This is a genomic window from Pseudomonas sp. PvP027, from assembly GCF_017833005.1.
Taxonomy (GTDB): domain Bacteria; phylum Pseudomonadota; class Gammaproteobacteria; order Pseudomonadales; family Pseudomonadaceae; genus Aquipseudomonas; species Aquipseudomonas congelans.
The window spans coordinates 4,113,943-4,137,682 of the sequence record NZ_JAFIBK010000001.1; the positions used below are offsets into that span (position 1 = coordinate 4,113,943).

Genomic DNA, 23,740 nt, shown 5'->3' on the forward strand with positions numbered 1-23,740 from the left:
TCAATGCAAGTAATGCGTAACTGGGCTCGATATGCTCCGGTGGTCGGTCTGGTGGGCATCCTTGGATCGGTGCAAGAGGCACTGGCTGGCGACTATGAAGGTTCGCCCCAGGTGGCGGAATTCGTCGGTGAGCTGACCCGCGATCACGGTTTTGCCGGTGAGCAGTTGATGGGCCTGTTCCGCGAGGTCGAGCGCAAGCAGGCCATCCTCGATGCCATTTCCCGCCCGGCCGAGCGCGTCAAGCAGTGGAAAGAGTATCGCCCGATGTTCATCACCGATACGCGCATCGCTCGCGGTGTCGACTTCTGGCGTCAGCATGAGGCCGCCTTGGCGCGTGCCGAGCAGGAGTATGGCGTGCCGGCGCAGATCATCGTGTCGATCATTGGCGTAGAGACCTTCTTCGGCCGCAACACCGGTAACTATCGGGTGATCGACGCCTTGTCGACGTTGGGCTTCGATTACCCGCCACGCGCCCAGTTCTTCCGCAAGGAATTGCGCGAGTTTCTACTGCTGGCGCGCGAGCAACAGGTCGATCCCCTTACGCTAAAGGGTTCGTACGCCGGCGCAATGGGGCTGCCGCAGTTCATGCCGAGCAGTTTCCGCGCCTACGCAGTAGATTTCGACGGCGACGGTCATATCAACATCTGGACCGACCCGGACGATGCCATCGGCAGTGTCGCCAGCTATTTCAAACGTCATGGCTGGGTGGCCGGTCAGCCGGTGGTCAGCCGTGCCACGGCACGTGGCGACCGGGTTGACGAGGGGTTGAGCCCTGCGCTTGATCCGGTAATGTCGGTCGGGGAGTTGCGACAGCTGGGCTGGGCGAGTCATGATGCGCTGCGCGACGATATGCCGGTGACGGCGTTTCGTCTGGAAGGCGACAATGGTCCTGAATACTGGCTGGGTTTGAACAATTTTTATGCAATCACTCGTTATAACCGCAGTGTGATGTACGCCATGGCCGTATATCAGCTGTCTGAATCGTTGGTTCAAGCTCGAGGCGTCAAGTAATGCGGGCATCGCCGATTCTTCAATCATTCAAGCTTCTGGCGCTGACCGGCCTGGCAGTGCTAGTCGCCAGTTGCTCGTCGCCATCGCGCACGACAACTTCACCGTCGCCCAAGGGCGGCGCCGTGGTGCGCTCGATGCCGGGGCTGGACATCAACCGGGCCCACAAGGACGGCGCGCCGTGGTGGGATGTGGATGTCTCGCGCATCCCTGATGCAACGCCGACCCTGCACACCGGGGCCTACAAGGCCAACCCGTACACCGTGCTGGGCAAGACCTATTTCCCGATGAGCGATTCCAGGCGTTACGTCGCTTCGGGCACCGCTTCCTGGTACGGCACCAAGTTTCATGGTCAGAACACTGCCAACGGCGAGGTGTATGACCTGTACGGCATGAGTGCCGCACACAAGACCCTGCCGCTGCCCAGCTACGTCAAGGTGACCAACCTGGACAACAATCGCACAGTGATCCTGCGCGTCAATGATCGCGGGCCGTTCTATTCCGACCGCATCATCGACCTGTCCTACGCGGCCGCCAAAAAGCTCGGTTATGCCGAAACCGGTACTGCACGGGTCAAGGTCGAAGGCATCGATCCGCAGGAATGGTGGGCGCAACGGGGGCGTCCGGCGCCGCTGATGCTCAATCAGCCGCAGGTCGTTGCGCAGGCGACACCGCCCGCGCTGTCCACTTCCACCGGCACCGTCGAGCAGTACACACCGCCTCCTCAGCAGCACGCAGCACCCGTCGTGCCGTTGCAGGTTGACGCAAAAAAAAACGCTTCAGGACAAGCCGCTGGGCTGTTTCTCCAGGTGGGAGCCTTCGCCAACCCGGACGCTGCGGAACTCCTGAGGTCGAAATTGAGCGGGATGGTTCGAGCGCCGGTGTTCGTCAGCTCGATAGCGCGCAATCAGCAAACGCTCTATCGAGTGCGGATGGGACCGATCGACACGCAGGGTGAAGCCCAGCAGCTGCAAAACAGCGTCAGGTCGGCCAATCTGGGCCAGCCGAGCGTAGTGACATCGGATCAGTAAGTTTTTTCGACAATCGTTCTCCGGCAACAACGGAGAACGGTATGCAGTCGCAGGCGGCGCAGATTTGCTTTCAGGGCAAGCGTTGCAGGTAACTGCCCACAAGGTCGTGTGTCGAACAGGCGACTTTGTCAGCCAGGGTTACAGCCTGGCGCCACGAGCCGTACCGAGGCGTTTTCGCTTCGCCGGTCTGTTCAGTTTTGCCCGCAAGGGCATGTTTGCCCATTAGGATTCTCGAGAGACGGATGAACATCACCACCTTTGCAAAACGTTTGTGCCTGCTTGTTCCACTGATTATCACCCCGACGGTATGGGCGGCAGAGCAGATGACGCCTGCTGCACCACAGCTGGCGGCCAAGTCCTACGTGCTGATGGATGCCACCAGCGGCAACGTCCTGGTCGAGAATAACGGTGATCAGCGTCTGGCTCCTGCCAGTCTGACCAAGTTGATGACCGCCTACATCGCGACCCTGGAAATCCGCCGCGGCCAGATCGGTGAAAACGATCCGGTGACGATCAGTGAAAACGCCTGGCGCACGGGCGGTTCGCGGATGTTCATCAAGGTCGGCAGCCAGGTCACGGTCAGCGACCTGCTGCACGGCATCATCATTCAGTCGGGTAACGACGCCAGTGTCGCGATTTCCGAGCACATCGCCGGCAGTGAAGACGCCTTCGCCGACATGATGAACAAGACTGCCGGCGACCTGGGCATGACCAACAGCCACTTCATGAACCCGACCGGTCTGCCGAACCCGGAGCACTACTCGTCGGCTCACGACATGGCGATCCTGGCGCGCGCAATCATTCACGAAGACCCGGCTCACTATGCGATCTACTCGCAGAAGGAGTTCTTCTGGAACGGCATCAAGCAGCCTAACCGCAACCTGCTGCTGTGGCGCGACAAGACCGTCGACGGTCTGAAAACCGGTCACACCGATGAAGCCGGCTACTGCATGGTGTCGTCGGCAGTACGTGACGGCATGCGTTTGATCGCCGTGGTGTTCGGCACCAACAGCGAACAGGCTCGCGCAGCTGAAACCCAGAAGCTGCTGACCTATGGCTTCCGTTTCTTCGAAACCCAGAACTTCTATCAGAAGGGCACCGAGCTGGCTCAGGCCACGGTCTGGAAGGGCACCGAGCGTCAGGTCAAGGCCGGTCTGGCTGAAGATCTGAGCATGACCATGCCTAAGGGCGACATGAAGAAACTGTCCGCCAGCATGACCATGAACCCGCAACTGGTTGCGCCAATCGCCAAGGGCGACGTGATCGGCAAGGTCGAGGTCAAGAAAGACGATCAGGTGGTTCACACCGCCAATCTGATTGCTCTCGATGCGGTTGAGGAGGGTGGTATTTTCCGCCGCGTGTGGGATAGCATCCGCCTGTTCTTCTACGGCTTGTTCAACTGATCCAGTAACCAATGCCGACCTTCTCGCGGCCTGCTCATGATCTGAGCGGGCCGCGTGTCCGTCGTCACGGCTTGTGAGACCTTTACTGCCATGACCGATACCGACATCAAGTCGCACAAAATCGAATTTCCCTGCAATGACTATCCGATCAAAGTGATCGGTGATACCAGTGTGGGCTTTACGGACGCCGTGATGGAAGTGCTTGAAAAGCATGCCACGGTCGACCTCAAGACGCTCGCCGAGCGTCAGAGCAGCAACGGCAAATACACCACTGTGCAGCTGCACATTGTTGCCACCGGCGAAGATCAGTTGCGCGATATCAATAGTGCCTTGCGTGCTACGGGTTTCGTGCACATGGTGCTCTGATGGCGGGTACGCTGGGCTTTCGTGATCTGGGCCTGATCGATTACGAAACTGCCTGGCATGCCATGAAGCGCTTTACCGACGAGCGTGGCCGCGAGGCTGCCGATGAAGTCTGGCTGGTCCAGCATCCGCCGGTCTTCACCCAGGGACAGTCCGGCAAGGCCGAGCATTTGCTGCTGCCGGGTAATATTCCTGTCGTACAGGTCGATCGTGGCGGCCAAGTGACTTATCATGGCCCGGGCCAACTGGTGGCTTACCTGATGCTGGATGTCAGGCGCCTTGGTTTCGGCGTTCGCGATCTGGTCACCCGGATCGAGAACACCCTCATTGCCTTGCTCGCCGACTACGGCGTCAAGGCTGCAGCCAAGGCTGATGCCCCTGGCGTATACGTTGACGGCGCGAAAATAGCGTCGCTCGGTCTGCGCATTCGCAACGGCTGCTCGTTTCATGGTCTGGCGTTGAACGTCGACATGGACCTTGAGCCGTTCCGCCGCATCAACCCTTGCGGATACGCCGGGCTGGCCATGACCCAACTGAGCGATCAGGCAGGGCAGATAGAATTTTCCGAGGTAAGTGCCCGACTGCGTGCGCAGCTCGTCAACCACCTCGACTACGCTGAGCAGGCGACCCTTACGGGCGGAATAAACCATTATGACTGACACCGTGCAAACCCTGATCCCGACGCTGGATGTTTCCGAGCGAGTGGCCCGTCCGAAAGTCGAAGCGGGCGTCAAGCTTCGCGGAGCGGAAAAGGTTGCGCGCATCCCGGTCAAGATCATCCCGACGGTAGATCTGCCGAAGAAGCCCGACTGGATTCGCGTGCGTATCCCGGTTTCTCCGGAAGTCGACCGTATCAAGCAATTGCTGCGCAAGCACAAGCTGCACAGCGTCTGTGAAGAGGCGTCCTGCCCCAACCTGGGCGAATGCTTTTCCGGTGGTACTGCAACGTTCATGATCATGGGCGACATCTGCACCCGTCGTTGCCCGTTCTGTGATGTGGGCCACGGTCGTCCGAAGCCGCTCGACGTCAACGAACCGAAGAGCCTCGCCATCGCGATTGCCGACCTGCGCCTGAAGTACGTGGTTATCACCTCGGTGGACCGTGACGACTTGCGTGACGGCGGTGCTCAGCACTTCGCCGACTGCATCCGCGAAATCCGCCTGCTGTCGCCGGGCGTACAGCTCGAGACGCTGGTACCGGATTACCGTGGCCGTATGGACGTTGCGCTGGAAATCACCGCCGCCGAGCCGCCGGATGTGTTCAACCACAACCTGGAAACCGTGCCGCGTCTTTACAAGGCTGCGCGTCCGGGATCGGACTACCAGTGGTCGCTGACCCTGCTGCAGCGCTTCAAGCAGATGGTCCCGCATGTGCCGACCAAGTCCGGGCTGATGCTCGGGCTGGGCGAGACCGACGAAGAAGTCATCGAAGTCATGCAGCGCATGCGCGAACACGACATCGACATGCTGACCCTGGGCCAATACCTGCAGCCTTCGCGCAATCACTTGCCAGTGCAGCGCTTTGTCCATCCGGACACCTTTGCCTGGTTCGCCGAGGAAGGCTACAAGATGGGCTTCAAGAACGTCGCGTCCGGGCCGCTGGTGCGCTCTTCGTACCACGCCGACGAGCAGGCCAAGATCGCCAAGGCGATGCTCTGACAACACGCCGCAAAAACAAGAAGGGCCAGGTAGCGATACCTGGCCCTTCTTTTTGCGGTTGATTATCGTGCCGCTACTCTTCGCCATATCGTGGGTCGAGATTGGACGCGGAGCGTCCGGAAATGCATTCCCACGCTGGAGCGTGAGGAACGATAGGCTTCCCTAAGAACACTATCGTGCCGACGCTCCGCGTTGGCATGCCGTTCTGGACGCTCTGCGTCCTCCCGATTACTGCCCGACAGGCTTGCGCAGGTTCTCCAGCAATTCATGCGTCGGGTAACCATCGGCTGGCCAACCGAATGACTGCTGCGCACTGCGGATGGCCTTGCGCGTATTGGCGCCGATAATGCCGTCTGGCGCGCCTGCGTCGTACTGGCGTGCCGAGAGCAGGGTTTGCAGCTCAATGCGCTCTGAGCGGCTCAGCGGCAGGTCTCCGCGAGGCCAGCTGCCCACTACATAGCCCGCGCCCTTGAATCGATCGGAAAGCAGGCTGATCGCCAACGCGTAGGAGGTCGAGTTGTTGTACTTGAGGATCGCGCGGAAGTTGTCCAGCACCAGAAAGGCTGGCCCGCGATAGCCGGCTGGCAACAGCAAGGCGGCTTGTTGCTGGCTGGCGGCGACCGGAATGGCTGAGCCGTCCGGTTGTTTCAGGCCCAGTTGCTGCCATTCGGCGAGACTCTTGCGGGTCGTCGAGTCGGCCAGCGAGTAATCGAATCCCGAGCCGAGCACCACTTCAAAGCCCCAGGGCTGACCACGCTGCCAGCCGGAGCTCTGCAGGTAATGCGCAGTGGATGCCAGGGCATCGGCAGGGGTGTTCCAGATGTCACGTCGGCCATCGCCGTCAAAATCCACGGCATGGGTGTTGTAGGTGGTCGGGATGAACTGCGTCTGGCCCATCGCACCGGCCCAAGAACCCAGCATTTTGTCCGGCGTTATGTCGCCATGCTGGATGATTTCCAGCGCGGCGAGCAACTGGCTCTGCGCAAAGCCGGGACGACGGCCTTCATAGGCCAGCGTTGCCAGTGAGCGAATGACGGATTGGGTACCCTGGAACGATCCGAAATTACTTTCCATGCCCCATACCGCGACCAGCGCCTGGCGATCGACGCCGTACTGCTGCTCGATCTTCTGCAGGTCGTCGGCATACTGCGAAAGCAGCGCCTGACCCTTGCGTACGCGTGCGGCAGAGATGGCACCGTCAAGGTATTCCCAGACCGGGCGGCTGAATTCAGGCTGGCTGCGGTCGGCCTTGACCACGCTCATGTCGGGGGTGACGCCGGCAAATGCCAGATCGAATACGTCCGCACGGATGCCTGCTTTCAATGCCTGGGCACGAAAGCCGGCCTGCCATTCGCTGAAGCTGACGGCGGGCTGAATCGTGAGGTTGTCGTCAACGACCAGTGCTGGCGTAGGCGCTACGGCAGGAGCGTTTGTCTGCACCTTGCTGGATTGAAGAGGCGTGGCATCGGCTGCAGTGGGTTTTTCTGCGCAGGCTACCAGGGCAACAAGACTGGAGGCAGCGATGAGTTGGCGCAGCTGCGGGCGATGGGTAAAACGAGAAGGCATGCTTGAGTCCAAGGGTATTACCGTTAGGTGCAGACCATAACACGGCTAAGCGGTTGAAAGCGCCCCGGAAATGTTGCTCGATATCAGGCTGCCATAAAGCAGGAAGCCTCCCAGCTTTTAGACTGGAAGGCTTCGCGGCGGTAGCTGCCTTTGCCCTTGGCGGGTTGTTCCTGACGACTGCGGAACAAGGGCTGGGCGATGATTGATTTGGCCTTGTTCGGCCGCTTTGGCTTGCTCATGGCGGGTGCTCCTGATGGGTGTTGTAAAACGCTGCAAATCATCGTGCAGAACGGCGCGTGTGTCTAATAGTCGTGTGCTATGACGCTGAGCGCCTAATTGGCCGAGTGACTGAAGACCTGTGGGAGCGAGCTTGCTCGCGAAGGGGCCGTTACAGGCTCCTCGCTTTGATTATCGTCGGCATGCAGTTCGTGACGCTCCGCGTCACAAGAGGACGCAGAGCGTCCTGAAGGGCATTACCACGCAGAGCGTGGGAACGAGACTTAATCAAAAATCAAACTGATGCAGTAGCGCCATCATGATGACTGCAAGGGTGGCAGCTCCCATGACTGTCGCCCAATTTGCTGCTGGGGTTTCCGCAAACCAGGAGCCTTTTACAGGGTATTTGCCAAGCGTCAGGAGTTTTACGATAGGCCATCCGACCGGGTAGAAAATGGCACGAGCGACGACTTCAAACAGGCCAGTAGGTATGTCGCACATGGGGCCTACTCCGCAGGTAGCGCCAATCGTTGCCCTGCCATCAGCAGCGCCAGCCGACTCAGGCTGCTCCATGGCGAGCCGGCGGCCTGGCCTTTGATCTGTGCGTCAATGCGTTGCGCATCCATGAGCAGCTGGCTCCAGCGTTTTGCCGTGTGGCGTTGCAGGGCTTTGCTCATCAATGGCTTGCGCTTGTCCCAGATCGGCGGGCGTGTAGAGCTGAATACCTTATCCAGCGGCACGCCCTGGCTGAACTGTTGTGACATGTTGGCCAGGGCGCGCAGTTCGCGGGTCAATGCCCAGAGGATCACCGGCGTTTCGACCCCTTCGCCACGCAGCCCTTCGAGCATGCGCAGGGCATGGGCAGCTTCGCCATTCAGGACGGCATCGGTCAGGCCAAATACGTCGAAGCGCGCACTGTCGGCTACGGCCGCCTGCACGGTCTCGACGGTGATCTGGCCTTCTTCGGCCATCAGTTTGAGCTTTTCAATTTCCTGCGCGGCGGCCAGCAGGTTGCCTTCGACCCGGGCAGCGATCAGTTCGACGGCGTCCTGAGTCGCCGCCAGCCCCGCCTGCGACAGGCGCTGGCGAATCCATTGCGGCAATTGGCCGATGTCCACCGGCCAGATTTGTACGAACTGGGTTTGCGCACCCTCGACCAGTGCCTTGCCCCATTTGGTTTTCTGCGCACTGCCATCGAGCTTGGGCAGGCTGATCAGCAGCAGGGTGTCTTCAGCGGGTCTGGCGCAATATTCCATGAGCGCCGCAGCACCCTTGTCGCCGGGCTTGCCGGAGGGCAGACGCAATTCAAGAAGGCGGCGTTCGGCAAACAGCGACATGCTGGCGCCCGCCTGGAGCAATGTGCCCCAGTCGAAGCTGGCGTCGGCGCTGAATACCTGCCGCTCATCGAAGCCTTGCTGGCGTGCGGCCGCGCGAATGGCGTCAGCCGCTTCCTGGCAGAGCAGCGGATCGTCACCGCTGATCACATAGACGGGCGCAAGCGTGCCTTGCAAGTGCTTGCCGAGTTGGGCGGGGGCGAGTTTCATGAGTCAGAGGATGTCGGGGCCGGAAAGCCGGCCCCGAACACTTATCTGGCTGGAACTTCGACAGGCGACTGCTGAGGCGTCTCGTCGCGGATTCGCTGAGCAGCCTCGAGTGCGTCGGCTTCGGCCTTGGCAACTGCGTCCGCCTTGGTCTGCAGTTCGTCCAGACGCGAAGGGGTCAGTTGCTGCAAGCGAGCCATCAGTTTCTGGATCAGGTCGTTGCGCATTTCCTGGCGAACCTGGGAGGCTTCCTGGTCGGAACCGGTCAGGTTGTTGCCGTCATGTACGTAGGAACGGTCTGCGGTAACTTTATCGCCAAGCAGGAAGCGATCCTTGTCGCCGTGCACTTCATAAGTCAGGGTGGTGGTCAGCTGGTATTCAGCCGAGCGCCCAGAGCCCGAGTAACTGATGGCGCGCTGAGTTTCGGCCTCGTTGGTCAGCATCAGCTTGTAAGGCGCGCCGGTGTAGACCTTGACGCCTGAGCTGGTCAGCAAGCGAGTGAGTTGTGTAACGGTTTCACCATAGGCGTCGCGGGCACTGACATCCAGCTCCTTGATCGCCAGCTCGGTGGTACCGGTGCCACGCAGCTGGAAGCCACAGGCACTCAACAGAACAGCCAGGCCCATCACCAGCAAATTGCGTTTGATCATCTTGATGCTCCCCTTGAATCCGTTTGGGCCGCCAGTGCGTGCCCTGGAAATATGTTCGGCGCCCTGCGTTTGCCGGGCGCCCGATCCAATCAGCTTGCGACGATGTTGACCAGCTTGCCAGGCACGACAATCACCTTGCGAATGGTCAGGCCATCAGTGAAGCGCAATACGTTCTCGTTGACGCGGGCGGCCGCTTCGACCTCTTCGCGGCTGGCGCTGGCAGGCATCTCGATGTGACCGCGCAGCTTGCCGTTGACCTGAATCACCAGTTGCAGACTGTCCTGTACCAGCGCGTTTGCATCGAATGCAGGCCAGCCGGCGTCGATCACCGGCTCATTGTGGCCCAGTTGCTTCCACAGTTCGTGGCTGATGTGCGGCGTGATCGGAGCCAGCAGCAGGGCGACGGTTTCCACGCCTTCCTGCATCAGTGCGCGATCCTGCGGTGTGTCCTGCGGGGCCTTTTCCAGAACGTTCATCAGCGTCATCACTTGCGCGACAGCGGTGTTGAATTTCTGGTTCTGGCCGATATCCTGGCTCGCCTGTCTGATCGCCTGATGAATTGCGCGGCGGATGGCTTTCTGCTCATCGGACAATGCCGCAACGTCCAGGCCGGTCGACGGGCCTTGGGCCACATGCGCCTGAGCCAGACGCCATACGCGACGCAGGAAACGATGCGAACCTTCGACGCCCGAGTCGGACCATTCCAGGCTCATGTCGGGCGGGGAGGCGAACATCATGAACAGGCGGCAGGTGTCTGCGCCGTACTGGTCGATCATGGTCTGCGGGTCGATGCCGTTCTTCTTCGACTTCGACATCTTTTCAGTGCCGCCGATTTCCACCGGCAGGCCATCGCTGGTCAGTGTGGCGCTGATCACCTTTGCCTTGGCGTCTCTTTCGAGGGTCACGTCGGCCGGGTTGATCCAGGTCTTCTTGCCGCTGGTTTCCATGCGGAAGTAGGTTTCGGCGTTGACCATGCCCTGGGTGAGCAGATTCTTGAACGGTTCGTTCGAGGTCACCAGGCCTTCGTCGCGCATCAGCTTGTGGAAGAAGCGGGCGTAGAGCAGGTGCAGGATCGCGTGTTCGATACCGCCGATGTACTGATCCACTGGCAGCCAGTGGTTGGCAGCGTTCGGCTCGACTAGACCACCCTCGTAATGCGGGGAGGCATAGCGCGCGTAGTACCACGAGGACTCGACGAAGGTGTCCATGGTGTCGGTTTCACGCTTGGCCGGTGCGCCGCATTTCGGGCAGCTGCATTCGTAGAACTCGGGCATGCGCGCCAATGGCGAGCCAGCGCCGTCGGGCACGACGTCTTCCGGCAGGACAACCGGCAACTGGTCTTCCGGGACCGGCACGTCGCCGCAGGTGTCGCAATGCACGATAGGGATCGGGCAGCCCCAGTAGCGCTGGCGGCTGATGCCCCAGTCGCGCAGGCGGAACTGGGTACGTGACTGGCCCAGGGATTTCTTGACCAGCGCGGCTTCAATGGCGTCGAACGCGTCCTGGAAGGTCAGGCCGGTGAATTCGCCGGAATTGATCAGCTCGCCATGCTCGCCGAAGGCCGGCTGCCACGGGGCAGGCGTTTGGTCGCCGGCGCTGGTGCGTACCACGGGCTTGATCGGCAGACCGTACTGGGTGGCAAACTCGAAATCACGTTCATCGTGCGCCGGTACGGCCATGACCGCGCCGTCGCCGTAGTGCATCAGTACGTAGTTGGCGACCCACACCGGCAGTTTCTCGCCAGTCAGTGGATGCTCGACGAACAACGAGGTCGCCTGGCCTTTCTTTTCCTGCGTGGCAACGTCGGCTTCGGCAACGCTGCCGCCCTTGCATTCATCGATGAACGCTTGCAGTGCGGGGTTGCCTTGCGCGGCCAGGGTCGCCAGCGGGTGTTCTGCCGCCACTGCGACGTAGGTCGCACCCATCAGGGTGTCAGGGCGGGTGGTGAAGACTTTCAGGGAACCGGCTTCGCCGATCGAGGCCTGGTCGTACGGAAACTGCACTTCCATGCCGCGCGAACGGCCGATCCAGTTGCGCTGCATGGTCTTGACCTGTTCAGGCCAACCCGGCAGTTCGTCGAGGCTTTCCAGCAGCTCATCGGCGTACGCGGTGATCTTGAAGTAGTACATCGGGATTTCGCGCTTTTCGATCAGCGCGCCGGAACGCCAGCCGCGGCCGTCGATGACCTGCTCGTTGGCCAGTACGGTCTGGTCGATCGGGTCCCAGTTCACGGTGCCGTTCTTGCGGTAGATCACACCCTTTTCGAACAGGCGAGTGAACAGCCATTGTTCCCAGCGATAGTAATCAGGCTTGCAGGTGGTGACTTCGCGCGACCAGTCAACCGCCAGACCCAGGCTCTTGAGCTGGGTCTTCATGTAGTCGATGTTTTCGTAGGTCCACTTGGCCGGCGCGACGTTGTTGTCGATGGCGGCGTTTTCAGCCGGCATGCCAAAAGCGTCCCAGCCCAGTGGCTGCAGAACATTCTTGCCCAGCATGCGCTGATAGCGGGAGATCACGTCACCAATGGTGTAGTTGCGCACATGACCCATGTGCAGCTTGCCGCTCGGGTAAGGAAACATCGACAGGCAATAGAAAGTGTCCTTGCCTGGCTGTTCGCTGACTTCAAAAGACTTTTGCTCATCCCAGAACGTTTGGGCGGCGGCTTCGATTTCACGGGGCTGATAGAGTTCGTGCATGGCTACTTTTTACTAAGGATTAGTGACCCTTGACCCCTTCATTGCTTCGCCGAGTCAGGTCGGCACCGCGTGGCGGACAAATGCAACTGTCTGTGCGGTGCGTTCGGGCTCAAGAGCGCGGAAGTGGAATTACAGGAAGCGCAGTAGCATACATGAGGGCCGTCTATCGAGGGAAACCCTGATTGCTCCAGTTGCGGGCTCAACGCCCGGCTGACAACCTCATCTGGCCGCTGGTCGTTGTTCCATACCGTTTTTTGCAGCAGCGCTAAGCTCAAACGCGAGGGTGATGACGATCTTCGATGAGGTGAGCGGATGACAGAGTTGCAGCATGTTGTAAGCCTGACCAGGCTGTATGAGCGTCTGATCGACCGTCTCGGTCTTGCACTCGAGACGGCGAGTACCTCGGTCCGGCTCCGAAACGAATTGCCTGCCGAGCTTGAGCTCAAGGGGTTGAGCCGTGCCGAGTTCCAGTTGATCGAAGCCTATCTCGAAAAAGGTAACGGGGACGCAGGCGCGGCTGTCGTAGACACGTCTGCAAGCAGCTGCCTGGTTGCTGCAGAACACGGCAGGTCGCCCCGTACGTCAGCCACCATTGTGTGGCTGAAAGACCGGCGACGAGCCAAGGCGTCAGTGCGGCTGGGCCGTAACACTTAGGCATTTGCCTGCCTTCACGCGCAGACCAAGGGCCTGGCTGTCTCGGGCTTCCTGCTTCGGGCATTGTCGCGCATGTGCAAACATTCTAGGCTGCGGGCACTTATGGAGATGTCCCGATGCCCTTGCGCTACTTGCTCAAAACCCTCCTTTTGCCGCCCGGTATTCTATTCGTCCTGCTGATCCTGGGTTGGTGGTTGCGTCGCTCCCGTCCGCGTCTGGCTACTGCTTTCTTTGCTGTCGGCCTCGGCGGATTGTGGCTGATGAGCCTGCCGGTCGTCGTAGAGTTTGCCGCTCGTAAACTGGAACAGATCCCGCCCTTGCCACAACAGCAATGGGCGACGCTGGCGCAGCAGGCGGACGCCATTGTGGTGCTGGGTAACGGGCGCGAGCGCAACTCTCCGACCTGGGGCACAGACACGCCCACCGGTCTTGGGCTGGAGCGCCTGCGTCTGGCGGCTCGATTGGCGAAAGAATCCGGACTGCCGATACTGACCTCTGGCGGCCTGCATTTTGACCAGCCGCCCAGCGAGGCGGCGATCATGGCGCAGTCACTGCAGGACGATTTTGCTGTGACGGTGCGCTGGCAGGAAGGGCTGAGCCGCACCACGTGGGAGAACGCGACCATGAGCGCCGCGATTCTGCAGCCGCAAGGTATCAAGCGCGTTGTGCTGGTGACTCAGGCCTGGCATATGCCGCGGGCACGCTGGAGCTTCGAGCAGGCGGGTTTCACGGTGGTGGGTGCGCCGGTCGGCTTTCTGGGTGTCGACAACGCCCGGCCTTTTGCTGGCTGGCTGCCTGAAAGTCGCGTGTTCACGCAAAGCGGCATGCTGCTCAATGAAGCCGCAGGCTTGCTGGTTTATCCGTGGGTCTATCGGAAGGGGCAATGATCATCCGAAGAAGTGAGCATCTGAAGCCGATTCCACCTGCAGGCAGATGAAACCGGCTTCGTGCAGTCAGACGGTCTTGGAAATCCGTGCCGCCATCAACGCCCAGCCAAACACCAGCAGGCAGACAATTGCCAGCGGCCACGAGCGCCAGTGCAGATAAGGCGTGAGTTCATGCATTGGCACTACTTCGCCGTACAGCACGCCGCGTTCGAACTGAGGAATCTGCTCGGTGATTTTGCCAAACGGGTCGATCAGCGCGGTCACGCCATTGTTGGTTGCCCGGATCATCCAGCGGCCCGCTTCAAGAGCGCGCATCTGGGCCATCTGCAAGTGTTGCAGAGGGCCGATCGAGGTGCCGAACCAAGTGTCGTTGCTGACCGTCAACAGCAGGTCGCTTTGCGCCGACAGGCCTGCAGCGAACTCTGGATACACCACTTCGTAGCAGATGAACGGCGCGATGTGGTAACCCTTGGCCTGCAATAACGCCTGATCGTTCGGCCCGCGGGCGAAGTCCGACATCGGCAGGTCGAAGAAGGAAATCAGCCCGCGCAGCAGGTCCTGCAGCGGCACGTATTCACCGAACGGCACCAGCTTCTGCTTGTAGTAGGTGCCGTCACCCTGGCCTGCAACTGTGATGCCGTTGTAATAACGATACTCACCGCGCCCGGTCGGTTCGCGCACCGGTACGCCAGTGATCAGCGCCGCGCCGCGGTCCGAAGCGAACTTGCCCATCATCGACAGGTAGCCTTCTGCGCTTTCCTTGAGCACCGGTACGGCGGTTTCCGGCCAGACGATCAGGTCTGCCTGCTGCGAGCGGAAGGTCATGTCGCGGTACAGCGCCAACTGATCGTTGAGCTTTTGCGGGTCCCACTTCATGCTTTGTTCGACGTTGCCCTGCATCGCCGCCACTTTCAATGGCGCGCCGGACGGCGATGTCCAGGCGTGCCCCTTGAGGGCCAGGCCTGTCACCCACGGGGCCAGCAACAGCACCACGCCCATGGCCAGAAACGATTTGCGTGCACGCAGGCGGTGCAGGTTGCACAACAGTGCAGCAGTCAGCGCCAGCGAGAACGAAATCAGCCATACGCCGCCGACAGGGGCGAGCCCGGCCAGTGGACCGTCGAGCTGACTGTAGCCGGAATAGAGCCACGGGAAACCGGTGAGAAACCAGCCGCGAAACGCCTCCTGCCACAGCCATAGCGCTGCGAAGGCCAGCGCGTCGGCCAGCGGTGCTTCATTGCGACGCAGCCAGCGCGCCCACACACAGGCGGGCAGGGCGAAGAACAGGGCAATGGCGGCGATGAACAACAACATCAACAGCCCGGCCAGCAGCACGGACGCGCCGCCGTAGGTGTGAATGCTGACGTAGATCCAGCTGGTGCCGGCGCCGTACAGACCGAAGCCGTAGCACCAGCCACGGGCCAGTGCCTGGCGCGGGTTCAGTTCGCGCAGGCCCAGATAGAACATCGCCACTGCCACCAGCACCAGAGGCCAGAGGTCAAAAGGCGCCAGGGCCAGGGTCGTGAGCCCGCCAGCCGCCAGGGCCAGCAGGTTACCGGGCCAGCCGGGGCGGGTTATCCAGCGCATGTAGATTCCTTAAAGCAGCATCGAGTGTTTACGGACGTGAAATGGGCGTCACGCGCAGCAAATGAATGCGACGGCTGTCAGCGCTCAGGATGCGGAAACGATAGGCACCGATTTCAGTGATTTCGTTGCGCTTGGGCAGATGGCCGAAAGCATTCATCACCAGACCGCCCACGGTGTCGAACTCGTCGTCCGAGAACGTGCTGTCGAAGAATTCGTTGAAATTCTCGACCGGCGTAAGGGCCTTGACCAGGAAGTCTCCGCTGGGCAGCGGTTTGATGTAGCTGTCTTCCTCGACGTCATGCTCGTCTTCGATATCGCCGACGATCTGTTCCAGCACGTCTTCAATGGTCACCAGGCCTGCCACACCGCCGTATTCGTCAATGACGATGGCCATGTGGTTGTGGTTGGCGCGAAATTCGCGCAGCAGCACATTGAGACGCTTGGATTCGGGCACGAAAGTGGCCGGACGCAGCAGCTTCTTGACGTCATCGCTGTCGCCGTCGGCCTTGAGGATCAGCGGCAGCAGATCCTTGGCCAGCAGCACACCGAGCACGTCATCGTGGCTCTCGCCGATCACCGGATAGCGCGAGTGCGCAGCATCGATGACCGCAGGCAGAAACTCACGGGGTGTCTGGGTCGCCTTGATGCTGATCATCTGCGAGCGCGGCACCATGATGTCGCGTACTTGCAGGTCAGCCACTTGAATGGCGCCCTCGACGATGGCCAGCGCTTCGCTGTCCAGCAGTTTGTTCTGGTGGGCTTCGCGCAGCAGCTCAAGCAGCTCCTGGCGGTTTTTCGGCTCATGGACAAAGGCCTGGGTCAGTTTACCCAACCATGACTTTTGCCCGTTGCTCGATCGGTCTTCGCTCATAGCCCTTACTCGTGGTCCTTGCTTGGTGTGTCTGAATGTGGATGGTCGGCACTTTCGTCGTCGGCGTAAGGATCGGGATAGCCCAGCTCCTCAAGCAACGTTCGTTCCAGTGCTTCCATTTCGTCGGCTTCTTCATCGTCTATATGGTCGTAACCCAACAAATGAAGGCAACCATGAATGACCATGTGCGCCCAGTGCGCGTCGACGGACTTGCCCTGTTCAACGGCTTCACGGTTGACGACCGGAACGCATATGACCAGATCGCCCAGCAACGGGATGTCCAGCATGTCGTCCGGAACGTCTGCCGGGAATGAAAGCACGTTTGTTGCGTAATTTTTGTGTCGCCAGGTGTGATTGAGCTCACGCCCTTCGCTTTCGTCAACCAGGCGGATGGTCAGCTCGGAGTCGGCGCTGCGCTGACGCAAGCCCATTTCGCACCAGAGGCGGAATTGGGCTTCGTCAGGGGCGCTTGTCTCGCTTGCGACCTGAAGGTCCAGCTCAAGCATCGCGGTGGTTGTCCCGTGAGTAACTGTTGTTGCCCGACGGACCATCACTGAGGCGGTCGTCGAAGCGCTCGTAGGCTTCGACAATGCGCTGCACCAGCGGGTGGCGAACCACATCCTTGGGTTTGAAGTGCGTAAAGCTGATGCCCGGCACATCCTTGAGCACATCGATGACATGGGTCAGCCCGGAGCGAGTGCCTTTGGGCAGGTCGACCTGGGTGATGTCGCCGGTGATCACGGCAGTGGAGCCGAAGCCGATACGGGTCAGGAACATCTTCATCTGCTCGACGGTGGTGTTCTGACTTTCGTCGAGAATGATGAAGCTGTTATTAAGGGTGCGTCCGCGCATGTAAGCCAGCGGTGCCACTTCAATGACCTGCTTCTCGATCAGCTTGGCGACGTATTCGAAACCGAGCATCTCGTACAGCGCGTCGTACAGCGGGCGCAGGTACGGGTCGATCTTCTGCGCCAGATCACCGGGCAGGAAGCCCAGCTTCTCGCCAGCCTCGACTGCCGGGCGCACCAGCAGGATGCGTCGAATCTGCTCGCGCTCCAGGGCATCCACCGCACAGGCCACCGCCAGATAGGTCTTGCCGGTACCCGCCGGGCCGATGCCGAAGTTGATGTCGTTGCTGAGGACTTCCTTGACGTAACGCTGCTGGTTCAGGCCGCGCGGGCGAATCATGCCCTTTTTGGTGCGCAGCGAGACGCCGACTTCGGCGGCAGGGTGATTGTCCAGGCCGTCCACCCCCGATTCCTGAAGGAACAGGTGGACCATGTCCGGCGTCAGCTCGGTACCTTTGGTTTCCCGGTACAGGCGGCGCAGAAGGTTCTCGGCGGAGTGGGTTTGAGTGGTCGCGCCAATAAGCTCGAATTGATTGCCGCGATTGCGGATCTCGATGTCCAGGCGTTGCTCGATCAGGCGCAAGTGCTCGTCGAGTTGCCCGCACAAGTTGGCGAAACGATGGGCCTCGAAAGGCTCGAGGGTGAAGCGATGAGGTTCTATGGGTGCGTTCAAGGTCGTTTAATGGCCGTCCGGCGGCAATTGAGATGTATTGAAGAATACCCCTAGCGCTGGTTGTGCGAAAGCTTTGCCTTGTTAAAGGCCGCGCCAGGGATTCACCGTGCTCAATGGTAGGGACCGCGCAGAAACGAATTCATTCGGCGATTCGTTTCTGCGGCGACACTCAAGCTTTACTGTAGCAGCGAGCCGCGCAACGAGTGAGGCTGCGCATCATCGATGTGTACGTCGGCAAACTGCCCGATCAGTTTGGGGTTGGCGCAGCGAAAATTGACGATCCGGTTGTTCTCGGTGCGGCCCTGCAGTTCGCCTGGGTCTTTCTTCGAGTAGTCGGTTACCAGAATGCGCTGGATGCTGCCCACCATCTGCCGGCTGATCTCGAAACCCTGCTGGTTCAAGCGATGTTGCAGTGCGGCCAGTCGCTCTTTCTTCAGGGCCTCCGGCGTGTCGTCCTTGAGGTCCGCGGCGGGCGTGCCCGGACGTGGGCTGTAGACGAACGAGAACGAGAAGTCGAAACCCACGTCTTCGATCAGCTTCATGGTGTTGTCGAAATCCTTTTCGGTCTCGCCGGGGAAGCCGACGATGAAGTCGGAGCTGATACTGATGCCCGGCACTGCAGCCCTGAGCTTGCGCAAGCGGGACTTGTATTCCAGCGTGGTGTGGTTGCGCTTCATCGCCGCCAGGATGCGGTCGGAGCCCGATTGCACAGGCAGATGCAGGTGCTTGACCAGCTCCGGCACTTCCGCATGGGCCTGGATCAGGCTGTCGGAAAATTCCAGCGGGTGCGAGGTGGTGTAGCGAATGCGGTCAATGCCGTCGACGGCGGCGACCACGCGGATCAGGTCGGCCAGGTCTGCAACGCGCCCGTCGTGGGTGGTGCCGCGATAACCGTTGACGTTCTGCCCCAGCAGGGTGACTTCACGCACGCCGTTTTCGGCCAAGTGAATGACCTCGCTCAGCACGTCGTCGAACGGACGACTGACTTCCTCGCCACGGGTGTAGGGCACCACGCAGAATGTGCAGTATTTGCTGCAGCCTTCCATCACCGACACATAAGCGCTCGGGCCATCGACGCGCGGCTCGGGCAAGTGGTCGAATTTTTCGATTTCCGGGAACGAGACATCGACCTGCGGCAAGCGGGTCACGCGTGCAGCGTCGATCATTTCCGGCAGGCGGTGCAGGGTCTGCGGGCCGAACACCACGTCCACATAGGGTGCGCGGTCACGAATGGCTGCGCCTTCCTGGCTGGCCACGCAGCCGCCGACGGCGATGACCATTTCCGGATTGGCCAGCTTCAGCTCACGCCAGCGGCCGAGCTGGGAATAGACCCGGTCCTGGGCGCGCTCACGAATCGAGCAGGTATTGAGCAGGATCACGTCGGCGTCTTCCGCGCGAGCGGTGACTTCCAGGGCCTGATGTTCGCCCAGCAGGTCGACCATGCGCGAGCTGTCGTACTCGTTCATCTGGCAACCGTGGGTTTCGATATAAAGCTTTTTGGCCATGCGTGATGATCAACCGTGTCAGTGAACCGCGCATTATAAGGATGAAGGGCTCGGGTTCCTAGCGTCGGCTGTCCGACGGGGCGGGCGGACATGCTATAGTCCGTGCCCCTTTTTCATCTCTGATCGTTACCCGCCCGTTATGACCAAACGCGAAGCTCCAATCTACAAGGTGATTTTCCTCAACCAGGGACAGGTGTTCGAGATGTACGCCAAGCAGATCTACCAAAGTGATCTGTGGGGCTTTCTGGAAGTTGAAGAATTCGTCTTCGGCGAGCGCACGACCGTTGTGGTGGACCCGAGCGAAGAGAAGCTCAAGGCCCAGTTCGAAGGTGTGGTACGCAGTTTTGTGCCGATGCATTCGATTGTGCGCATCGATGAAGTCGAACGCATGGGCACGCCAAAGATCAGCGAAGCGCGCGGCACCAGCAATGTGATGCCGTTCCCCATGCCGATGCCGGAAAAGTAAGCGTTGAAAGTCTGAATCGCGATTGCCCTGAGAGATTTCTGATCAGGGCAACGGAGAGAACGGACTGCGCCCTTCGGCGGTCTGCAGTTCAAGCAGGTATTTGCGGAAAATCTGCCCGAGTACCTGAGTGGCCACTTCGAGCTCGTCACGCTGCATCTTCGCCGAAACTTCGTCGGCAGCGTCCAGCGCCTCTTCCGAACCGTTGACCGCAGCCATTTTCAGCACGATGTACGCCTGAATGTTGTTGGCCTGCACACCCTCGCCACGGCTGAACATCAAGCCCAGCTGATATTGCGCCTGGGCATGGCCCTGCAGCGAAGCCTGCTCGAAATAACTCAGCGCCTGCGGCAAATCGCGAGGTGCATTTTTGCCCTCGTAATAGAACTCACCCAACTCGTACTGCGCCTGCGCGTCCCCACCCTTGGCGGCCTGCTGGCAGGCTTCAAGCGCTGCAGGCAGGTTTTCTGGCTGGGTATTGAGGGTGCAACGACCCATCGCCGGGACTAACAACGAGTTGCCGCCGGCAGTTGCCAGCAGGGGATAGACAAGCAACAGGCAGCCCAATACAAGGGTGCGGCCGGTGCGGTTCATGGGAGTCGACTTACCTCTGAAAAAGGTGCGGGCATGCCCGACCAGCTAAACGTGCTGGCTGCGCATTATGAAATAAGCAGAGCCAACCTTACAAAGTCTTTACGGATTTTCTGCTGCACGGCCTGAAAACATCCTTTTTTACGGGCGGATCACCTGAAAGAGGGGTGTCGTCAGCGTGTATGTGCAGCGTTCGCATTGCATTGTAGAAGCAAAATACATACTTAACGTTCAGTTTCATTCGCAGTCATCACTCGCGCCGGTTCACTGACACCCTGCGCGAGTGATGCCTGGCGAGCTTATTTCAACGCAGCGAATGCCTTTTCTGCGGCATCCAGGGTCAGTTTCAGCTCGGCATCGCCATGGGCGATGGAGGTGAAACCCGCTTCGAAGGCACTCGGTGCGAGGTACACGCCGCCTTCCAGCATCAGGTGGAAGAAACGTTTGAAGCGCTCCGAGTCACTGGTCATCACGTCTTCGAACGTGACGATTTCCTTGGCTTCACTGAAGTACAGGCCGAACATTCCGCCGGCCTGGGTCGTCACGAACGGGATACCTGCGGCATCGGCGCGCTGTTGCAGACCTTCGAGCAGGCGGCGGGTGTAGTCGCTCAGTTCATCGTGAAAGCCGGGACGGCTGATCAGGCGCAGGGTGGTCAGGCCGGCGGCCATCGCCAGCGGGTTGCCCGACAGCGTGCCGGCCTGATAGACCGGGCCGAGCGGTGCGATGTGCGACATGATCTCGCGTTTGCCGCCAAAGCAGCCGACCGGCATACCGCCGCCGATGATCTTGCCGAAGGTGCTCAGGTCGGGCGTTACGCCGTAGTAGGCCTGCGCGCCGCCGAGGGCTACGCGAAAACCGGTCATCACTTCATCGAAAATCAGCACCACGCCGTGCTCGTCGCACAGATCACGCAGCCCTTGCAGGTAGCCAGGCGCAGGCGGCACGCAGTTCATGTTGCCGGCCACCGGTTCGACGATGATGCACGCCACTTCCTGACCCACTTCGGCCAGCAGGTCACGCACGGCGTCGAGGTTGTTGAAGGGCACGGTCAGGGTGTGTTTCGCGAACGCTGCAGGTACGCCAGGCGAGCTCGGCACGCCCAGGGTCAGTGCGCCGGAGCCGGCTTTGACCAGCAGGCTGTCGGAGTGACCGTGGTAGCAGCCTTCGAACTTGAGGATGCTGTCGCGGCCGGTGAAGCCACGTGCCAGGCGGATCGCACTCATGGTTGCTTCAGTGCCCGAGCTGACCATGCGGACCATTTCCATGGACGGCACCAGTTCGCAGACCAGGTCGGCCATTTCGGTTTCCATGGCCGTCGGTGCACCGTAGGACAGGCCGTGTTCCAGCTGGCTGCGCACGGCATCGAGCACGTCCGGGTGGCTATGGCCAAGAATCATCGGCCCCCACGAGCCGACGTAATCCACATAACGCTTGTCGTCTTCGTCAGTCACGTAGGCGCCCGCAGCGTGCTTGAAGAACAGCGGCGTGCCACCCACGCTCTTGAAGGCGCGAACCGGCGAGTTGACGCCGCCGGGGATGTGTTTTTGGGCGTTGGCGAACAGTGTTTCGGAACGGGACATGATCGGGTCTCTGCTTTGAAACGGGGAATTCGTGTCTACGCTGGGGTCAGCCGAGGCGGGCAGCTTCAGGGTAGGCTGCTTTATTGGGTGGCGTGAGCCAGAGAAGGCGCAGGAACACGCACTATATCAAATGAAGCACGGCTGAGAATGAGGAACCACGTACTTGTGGGAGCTAGATTGCTCGCGAAGGGGGCAATGCAGGCCCCGAAAATAGCGGGTCTAAACCATCGCCTTCGCGAGCAAGCGAAGCGTCGCCCGGCTCGCGCCCACAGTGATTGCGCTCTACAGCAGCGCCGTGAATGCACGTGCCCGGCGCGTCACTTCCTGGGTATTTTCAGCGCCGAACAGGCCGTGCACCACGGCGAGCAGATCGGCCCCATGCTCGACCAGTTGCGGTGCGTTCTCCAGGGTAATCCCGCCAATCACCGCAATCGGCAGGTGGACCCTGGCACGTACCTGAGCGATCAGGTCCAGCGGCACTGCCGGGGCACCGGGCTTGGTCAGGGAATTGAAGAACCTGCCAAATGCAACGTAGGTCGCGCCGTCAGCCTTGGCTTGCTCGGCCAATTCCAAGCGGCCATGACAGGTGGCACCGACAATCGCCTTGTGCCCCAGCAGAGCGCGGGCATCGGGCAGCGAGCCGTCGGACTGTCCCAGGTGCACGCCCACCCCCAGGCGTGCAGCCAGCTCAGCGTCATCGTTGATGATCAGCCGGGTCTTGTAGCGTTCGCAGAGCTTGAGCAGTTCGGTCGCTTCGCGCAGACGGCGGGACTCATCGCTGTTCTTGTCGCGGTATTGCAGCAGCGTCACGCCGCCGTCCAGCGCAGCTTCGACGTACGAAAGAAATTTCCCGGACAGCAACTGGCTGTCGGTGATGGCATACAGGCCACGCAGCTTCATGAATCGACCCTCATGGCGATGTATTACGAACAAAAATCCAGCGGCAGCCGACGTGGCACGAATTGCCCCCGGCCCAGCTGTTCGGCATCCCTCAGGGTGCGCCAGGTGTAGTCGAGTGCCGACTTCACCGCACTGACCAGTTCTTGCCCCTGAGCGATGCGCCCGGCCAGCGCGCTTGCCAGGGTACAGCCAGAGCCGTGATAGCTGCCGGGCAGACGTTCGCAGACGAAGGTGTGGGTCTGGCCACCACGCAGGTACAGACGGTTATGGATTTGCTGTTCATCACCATGACCGCCAGTGATCAGCAGATATTCACAAAACGGCAGTAGTTTGTCAGCGCATTCATCCGCAGTACCTTCGGGAAGTTCGGCAAGGATGCGGGCTTCCGGGAGGTTCGGGGTGGCGATGGTGGACAGTGGCAGCAGGCGTTCGCGCATGGCGTAGCCGACCTCGTCCTTGCCCAGTCTGCCGCCGCCGCCAGCGCGCAACACCGGATCACAGACCATGGGCAAATGCGGGTGAGCCAGAAGCAGATCGACTACGGTATCGACCATTTCCAGTGAGCCCAGCATGCCCAGCTTGACGGCTGCTACGCTCGAATCATTGAGGACTGCATTGGCTTGCGCCATCACCCATTCGCGATCCAGTACACGGAAATCACTGACATTGACGGTGTCTTGCACCGTAAGCGCGGTAATGACCGGAGCGGCATGGCAGCCTTGGGCGAGCAGGGCTTCTATATCGGCCTGCATGCCGGCACCGCCACTGGGGTCGTGGCCGGACAGGCAAAGGACTACGGGGCGGGAGCTATAGATATTCATGGTGCGCGAGCTTATCACTAAACCTTTCGCGGGCCGCTCGGGGTGCCGGTTTTTTCTTGCGGATCGAGGTCAGTCGGCGACAACGGCAGGCTCGACAAAACCTTAAAAAGTACTCATGTTTGCTCTGCAGTCACCGATATAGAGCTATTGCCTTGATTTTGATCACGATACTGTCTTTAAGTTATTAGCGGCTATGCTTGGTTAGCAAGGCGGACGAATCACGG

24 protein-coding genes are annotated in these 23,740 nt (G+C 60.4%); 9 read left to right on the plus strand and 15 right to left on the minus strand.

The window, feature by feature from the left end:
* The first annotated feature begins 3 nt into the window (after positions 1–3).
* From mltB to lipA, 6 genes are all read left to right on the plus strand, one after another.
* Positions 4–1,011, plus strand: a complete 1,008-nt coding sequence (gene mltB, locus JOE33_RS17740) for a lytic murein transglycosylase B (protein WP_122579456.1) — start codon at positions 4–6, stop codon at positions 1,009–1,011.
* Positions 1,011–2,039: a septal ring lytic transglycosylase RlpA family protein gene (locus tag JOE33_RS17745; RefSeq protein ID WP_010427251.1), complete on the plus strand. Its 1,029-nt coding sequence runs from the start codon at positions 1,011–1,013 to the stop codon at positions 2,037–2,039. The genes mltB and JOE33_RS17745 overlap by 1 nt, the downstream gene beginning before the upstream one ends.
* A 242-nt stretch (positions 2,040–2,281) precedes the next feature.
* The gene (locus tag JOE33_RS17750) at positions 2,282–3,442 is read left to right on the plus strand and encodes a D-alanyl-D-alanine carboxypeptidase family protein (RefSeq protein WP_002555330.1); all 1,161 of its coding nucleotides are present in this window, start codon (positions 2,282–2,284) and stop codon (positions 3,440–3,442) included.
* Between the two features lie 90 nt (positions 3,443–3,532).
* A complete protein-coding gene (locus JOE33_RS17755) occupies positions 3,533–3,808 on the plus strand; it encodes a DUF493 domain-containing protein (RefSeq protein ID WP_010427247.1) in 276 nt (91 codons plus the stop codon).
* Complete coding sequence (lipB, locus tag JOE33_RS17760) at positions 3,808–4,464, plus strand: lipoyl(octanoyl) transferase LipB (RefSeq protein ID WP_010427244.1); 657 nt, start codon at positions 3,808–3,810, stop codon at positions 4,462–4,464. The genes JOE33_RS17755 and lipB overlap by 1 nt, the downstream gene beginning before the upstream one ends.
* On the plus strand, positions 4,457–5,464 hold the full coding sequence (gene lipA / locus JOE33_RS17765) for a lipoyl synthase (protein WP_002555327.1): 1,008 nt from the start codon (positions 4,457–4,459) through the stop codon (positions 5,462–5,464). The genes lipB and lipA overlap by 8 nt, the downstream gene beginning before the upstream one ends.
* A 228-nt stretch (positions 5,465–5,692) precedes the next feature.
* Here the strand turns inward: lipA and JOE33_RS17770 are convergent, their stop codons facing one another.
* From JOE33_RS17770 to leuS, 6 genes are all read right to left on the minus strand, one after another.
* A complete protein-coding gene (locus tag JOE33_RS17770) occupies positions 5,693–7,030 on the minus strand; it encodes a lytic murein transglycosylase (protein WP_003421065.1) in 1,338 nt (445 codons plus the stop codon).
* A gap of 83 nt (positions 7,031–7,113) precedes the next feature.
* The gene (gene arfA, locus JOE33_RS17775; RefSeq protein ID WP_002555325.1) at positions 7,114–7,269 is read right to left on the minus strand and encodes an alternative ribosome rescue factor ArfA; all 156 of its coding nucleotides are present in this window, start codon (positions 7,267–7,269) and stop codon (positions 7,114–7,116) included.
* Positions 7,270–7,534: 265 nt separating this feature from the next.
* Entirely contained in the window at positions 7,535–7,747 is a 213-nt protein-coding gene (locus JOE33_RS17780; protein ID WP_187624902.1) for a hypothetical protein, read from the minus strand.
* Positions 7,748–7,752: 5 nt separating this feature from the next.
* Entirely contained in the window at positions 7,753–8,790 is a 1,038-nt protein-coding gene (gene holA, locus JOE33_RS17785) for a DNA polymerase III subunit delta (protein ID WP_187624903.1), read from the minus strand.
* Positions 8,791–8,831: 41 nt separating this feature from the next.
* On the minus strand, positions 8,832–9,437 hold the full coding sequence (gene lptE, locus JOE33_RS17790; protein ID WP_010427237.1) for an LPS assembly lipoprotein LptE: 606 nt from the start codon (positions 9,435–9,437) through the stop codon (positions 8,832–8,834).
* 89 nt (positions 9,438–9,526) lie between these two features.
* Positions 9,527–12,133, minus strand: a complete 2,607-nt coding sequence (leuS, locus tag JOE33_RS17795) for a leucine--tRNA ligase (protein ID WP_187624904.1) — start codon at positions 12,131–12,133, stop codon at positions 9,527–9,529.
* 312 nt (positions 12,134–12,445) lie between these two features.
* Between leuS and JOE33_RS17800 the strand changes: the two genes are divergently transcribed.
* Together JOE33_RS17800 and JOE33_RS17805 are read left to right on the plus strand one after the other, a co-directional pair.
* On the plus strand, positions 12,446–12,787 hold the full coding sequence (locus tag JOE33_RS17800) for a hypothetical protein (protein ID WP_187624905.1): 342 nt from the start codon (positions 12,446–12,448) through the stop codon (positions 12,785–12,787).
* A 116-nt stretch (positions 12,788–12,903) separates the two neighbouring features.
* Positions 12,904–13,674 carry a YdcF family protein gene (locus JOE33_RS17805; protein WP_010427231.1) on the plus strand — a complete coding sequence of 257 codons (771 nt, stop codon included), beginning with the start codon at positions 12,904–12,906 and terminating at the stop codon, positions 13,672–13,674.
* Positions 13,675–13,740: 66 nt separating this feature from the next.
* Here JOE33_RS17805 and lnt read toward each other — a convergent pair whose 3' ends face one another.
* From lnt to miaB, 5 genes are all read right to left on the minus strand, one after another.
* Positions 13,741–15,261: an apolipoprotein N-acyltransferase gene (lnt, locus tag JOE33_RS17810; protein WP_209924105.1), complete on the minus strand. Its 1,521-nt coding sequence runs from the start codon at positions 15,259–15,261 to the stop codon at positions 13,741–13,743.
* A 28-nt stretch (positions 15,262–15,289) separates the two neighbouring features.
* Positions 15,290–16,132 carry an HlyC/CorC family transporter gene (locus JOE33_RS17815; protein WP_003368790.1) on the minus strand — a complete coding sequence of 281 codons (843 nt, stop codon included), beginning with the start codon at positions 16,130–16,132 and terminating at the stop codon, positions 15,290–15,292.
* Between the two features lie 5 nt (positions 16,133–16,137).
* On the minus strand, positions 16,138–16,638 hold the full coding sequence (gene ybeY / locus JOE33_RS17820) for an rRNA maturation RNase YbeY (RefSeq protein ID WP_010427228.1): 501 nt from the start codon (positions 16,636–16,638) through the stop codon (positions 16,138–16,140).
* Complete coding sequence (locus JOE33_RS17825) at positions 16,631–17,653, minus strand: PhoH family protein (protein WP_010427226.1); 1,023 nt, start codon at positions 17,651–17,653, stop codon at positions 16,631–16,633. Before JOE33_RS17825 ends, ybeY begins: the two co-directional genes overlap by 8 nt.
* 176 nt (positions 17,654–17,829) lie before the next feature.
* Complete coding sequence (miaB, locus tag JOE33_RS17830; RefSeq protein WP_010427225.1) at positions 17,830–19,158, minus strand: tRNA (N6-isopentenyl adenosine(37)-C2)-methylthiotransferase MiaB; 1,329 nt, start codon at positions 19,156–19,158, stop codon at positions 17,830–17,832.
* A 139-nt stretch (positions 19,159–19,297) separates the two neighbouring features.
* Here miaB and JOE33_RS17835 point away from each other — a divergent pair, with 139 nt between their 5' ends.
* Positions 19,298–19,624, plus strand: coding sequence for a DUF1820 family protein (locus JOE33_RS17835; RefSeq protein WP_003313868.1), 327 nt, complete (start codon positions 19,298–19,300; stop codon positions 19,622–19,624).
* A gap of 42 nt (positions 19,625–19,666) precedes the next feature.
* Here JOE33_RS17835 and JOE33_RS17840 read toward each other — a convergent pair whose 3' ends face one another.
* The 4 genes from JOE33_RS17840 to JOE33_RS17855 form a co-directional block, all read right to left on the minus strand.
* Positions 19,667–20,215 carry a tetratricopeptide repeat protein gene (locus JOE33_RS17840; RefSeq protein WP_032615565.1) on the minus strand — a complete coding sequence of 183 codons (549 nt, stop codon included), beginning with the start codon at positions 20,213–20,215 and terminating at the stop codon, positions 19,667–19,669.
* A 296-nt stretch (positions 20,216–20,511) separates the two neighbouring features.
* Complete coding sequence (gene hemL, locus JOE33_RS17845; RefSeq protein WP_032615563.1) at positions 20,512–21,795, minus strand: glutamate-1-semialdehyde 2,1-aminomutase; 1,284 nt, start codon at positions 21,793–21,795, stop codon at positions 20,512–20,514.
* 282 nt (positions 21,796–22,077) lie between these two features.
* Positions 22,078–22,695: a thiamine phosphate synthase gene (gene thiE, locus JOE33_RS17850; RefSeq protein WP_032615560.1), complete on the minus strand. Its 618-nt coding sequence runs from the start codon at positions 22,693–22,695 to the stop codon at positions 22,078–22,080.
* A gap of 23 nt (positions 22,696–22,718) precedes the next feature.
* Complete coding sequence (locus JOE33_RS17855) at positions 22,719–23,516, minus strand: hydroxymethylpyrimidine/phosphomethylpyrimidine kinase (protein WP_010427216.1); 798 nt, start codon at positions 23,514–23,516, stop codon at positions 22,719–22,721.
* Between the last annotated feature and the right edge of the window lie 224 nt (positions 23,517–23,740).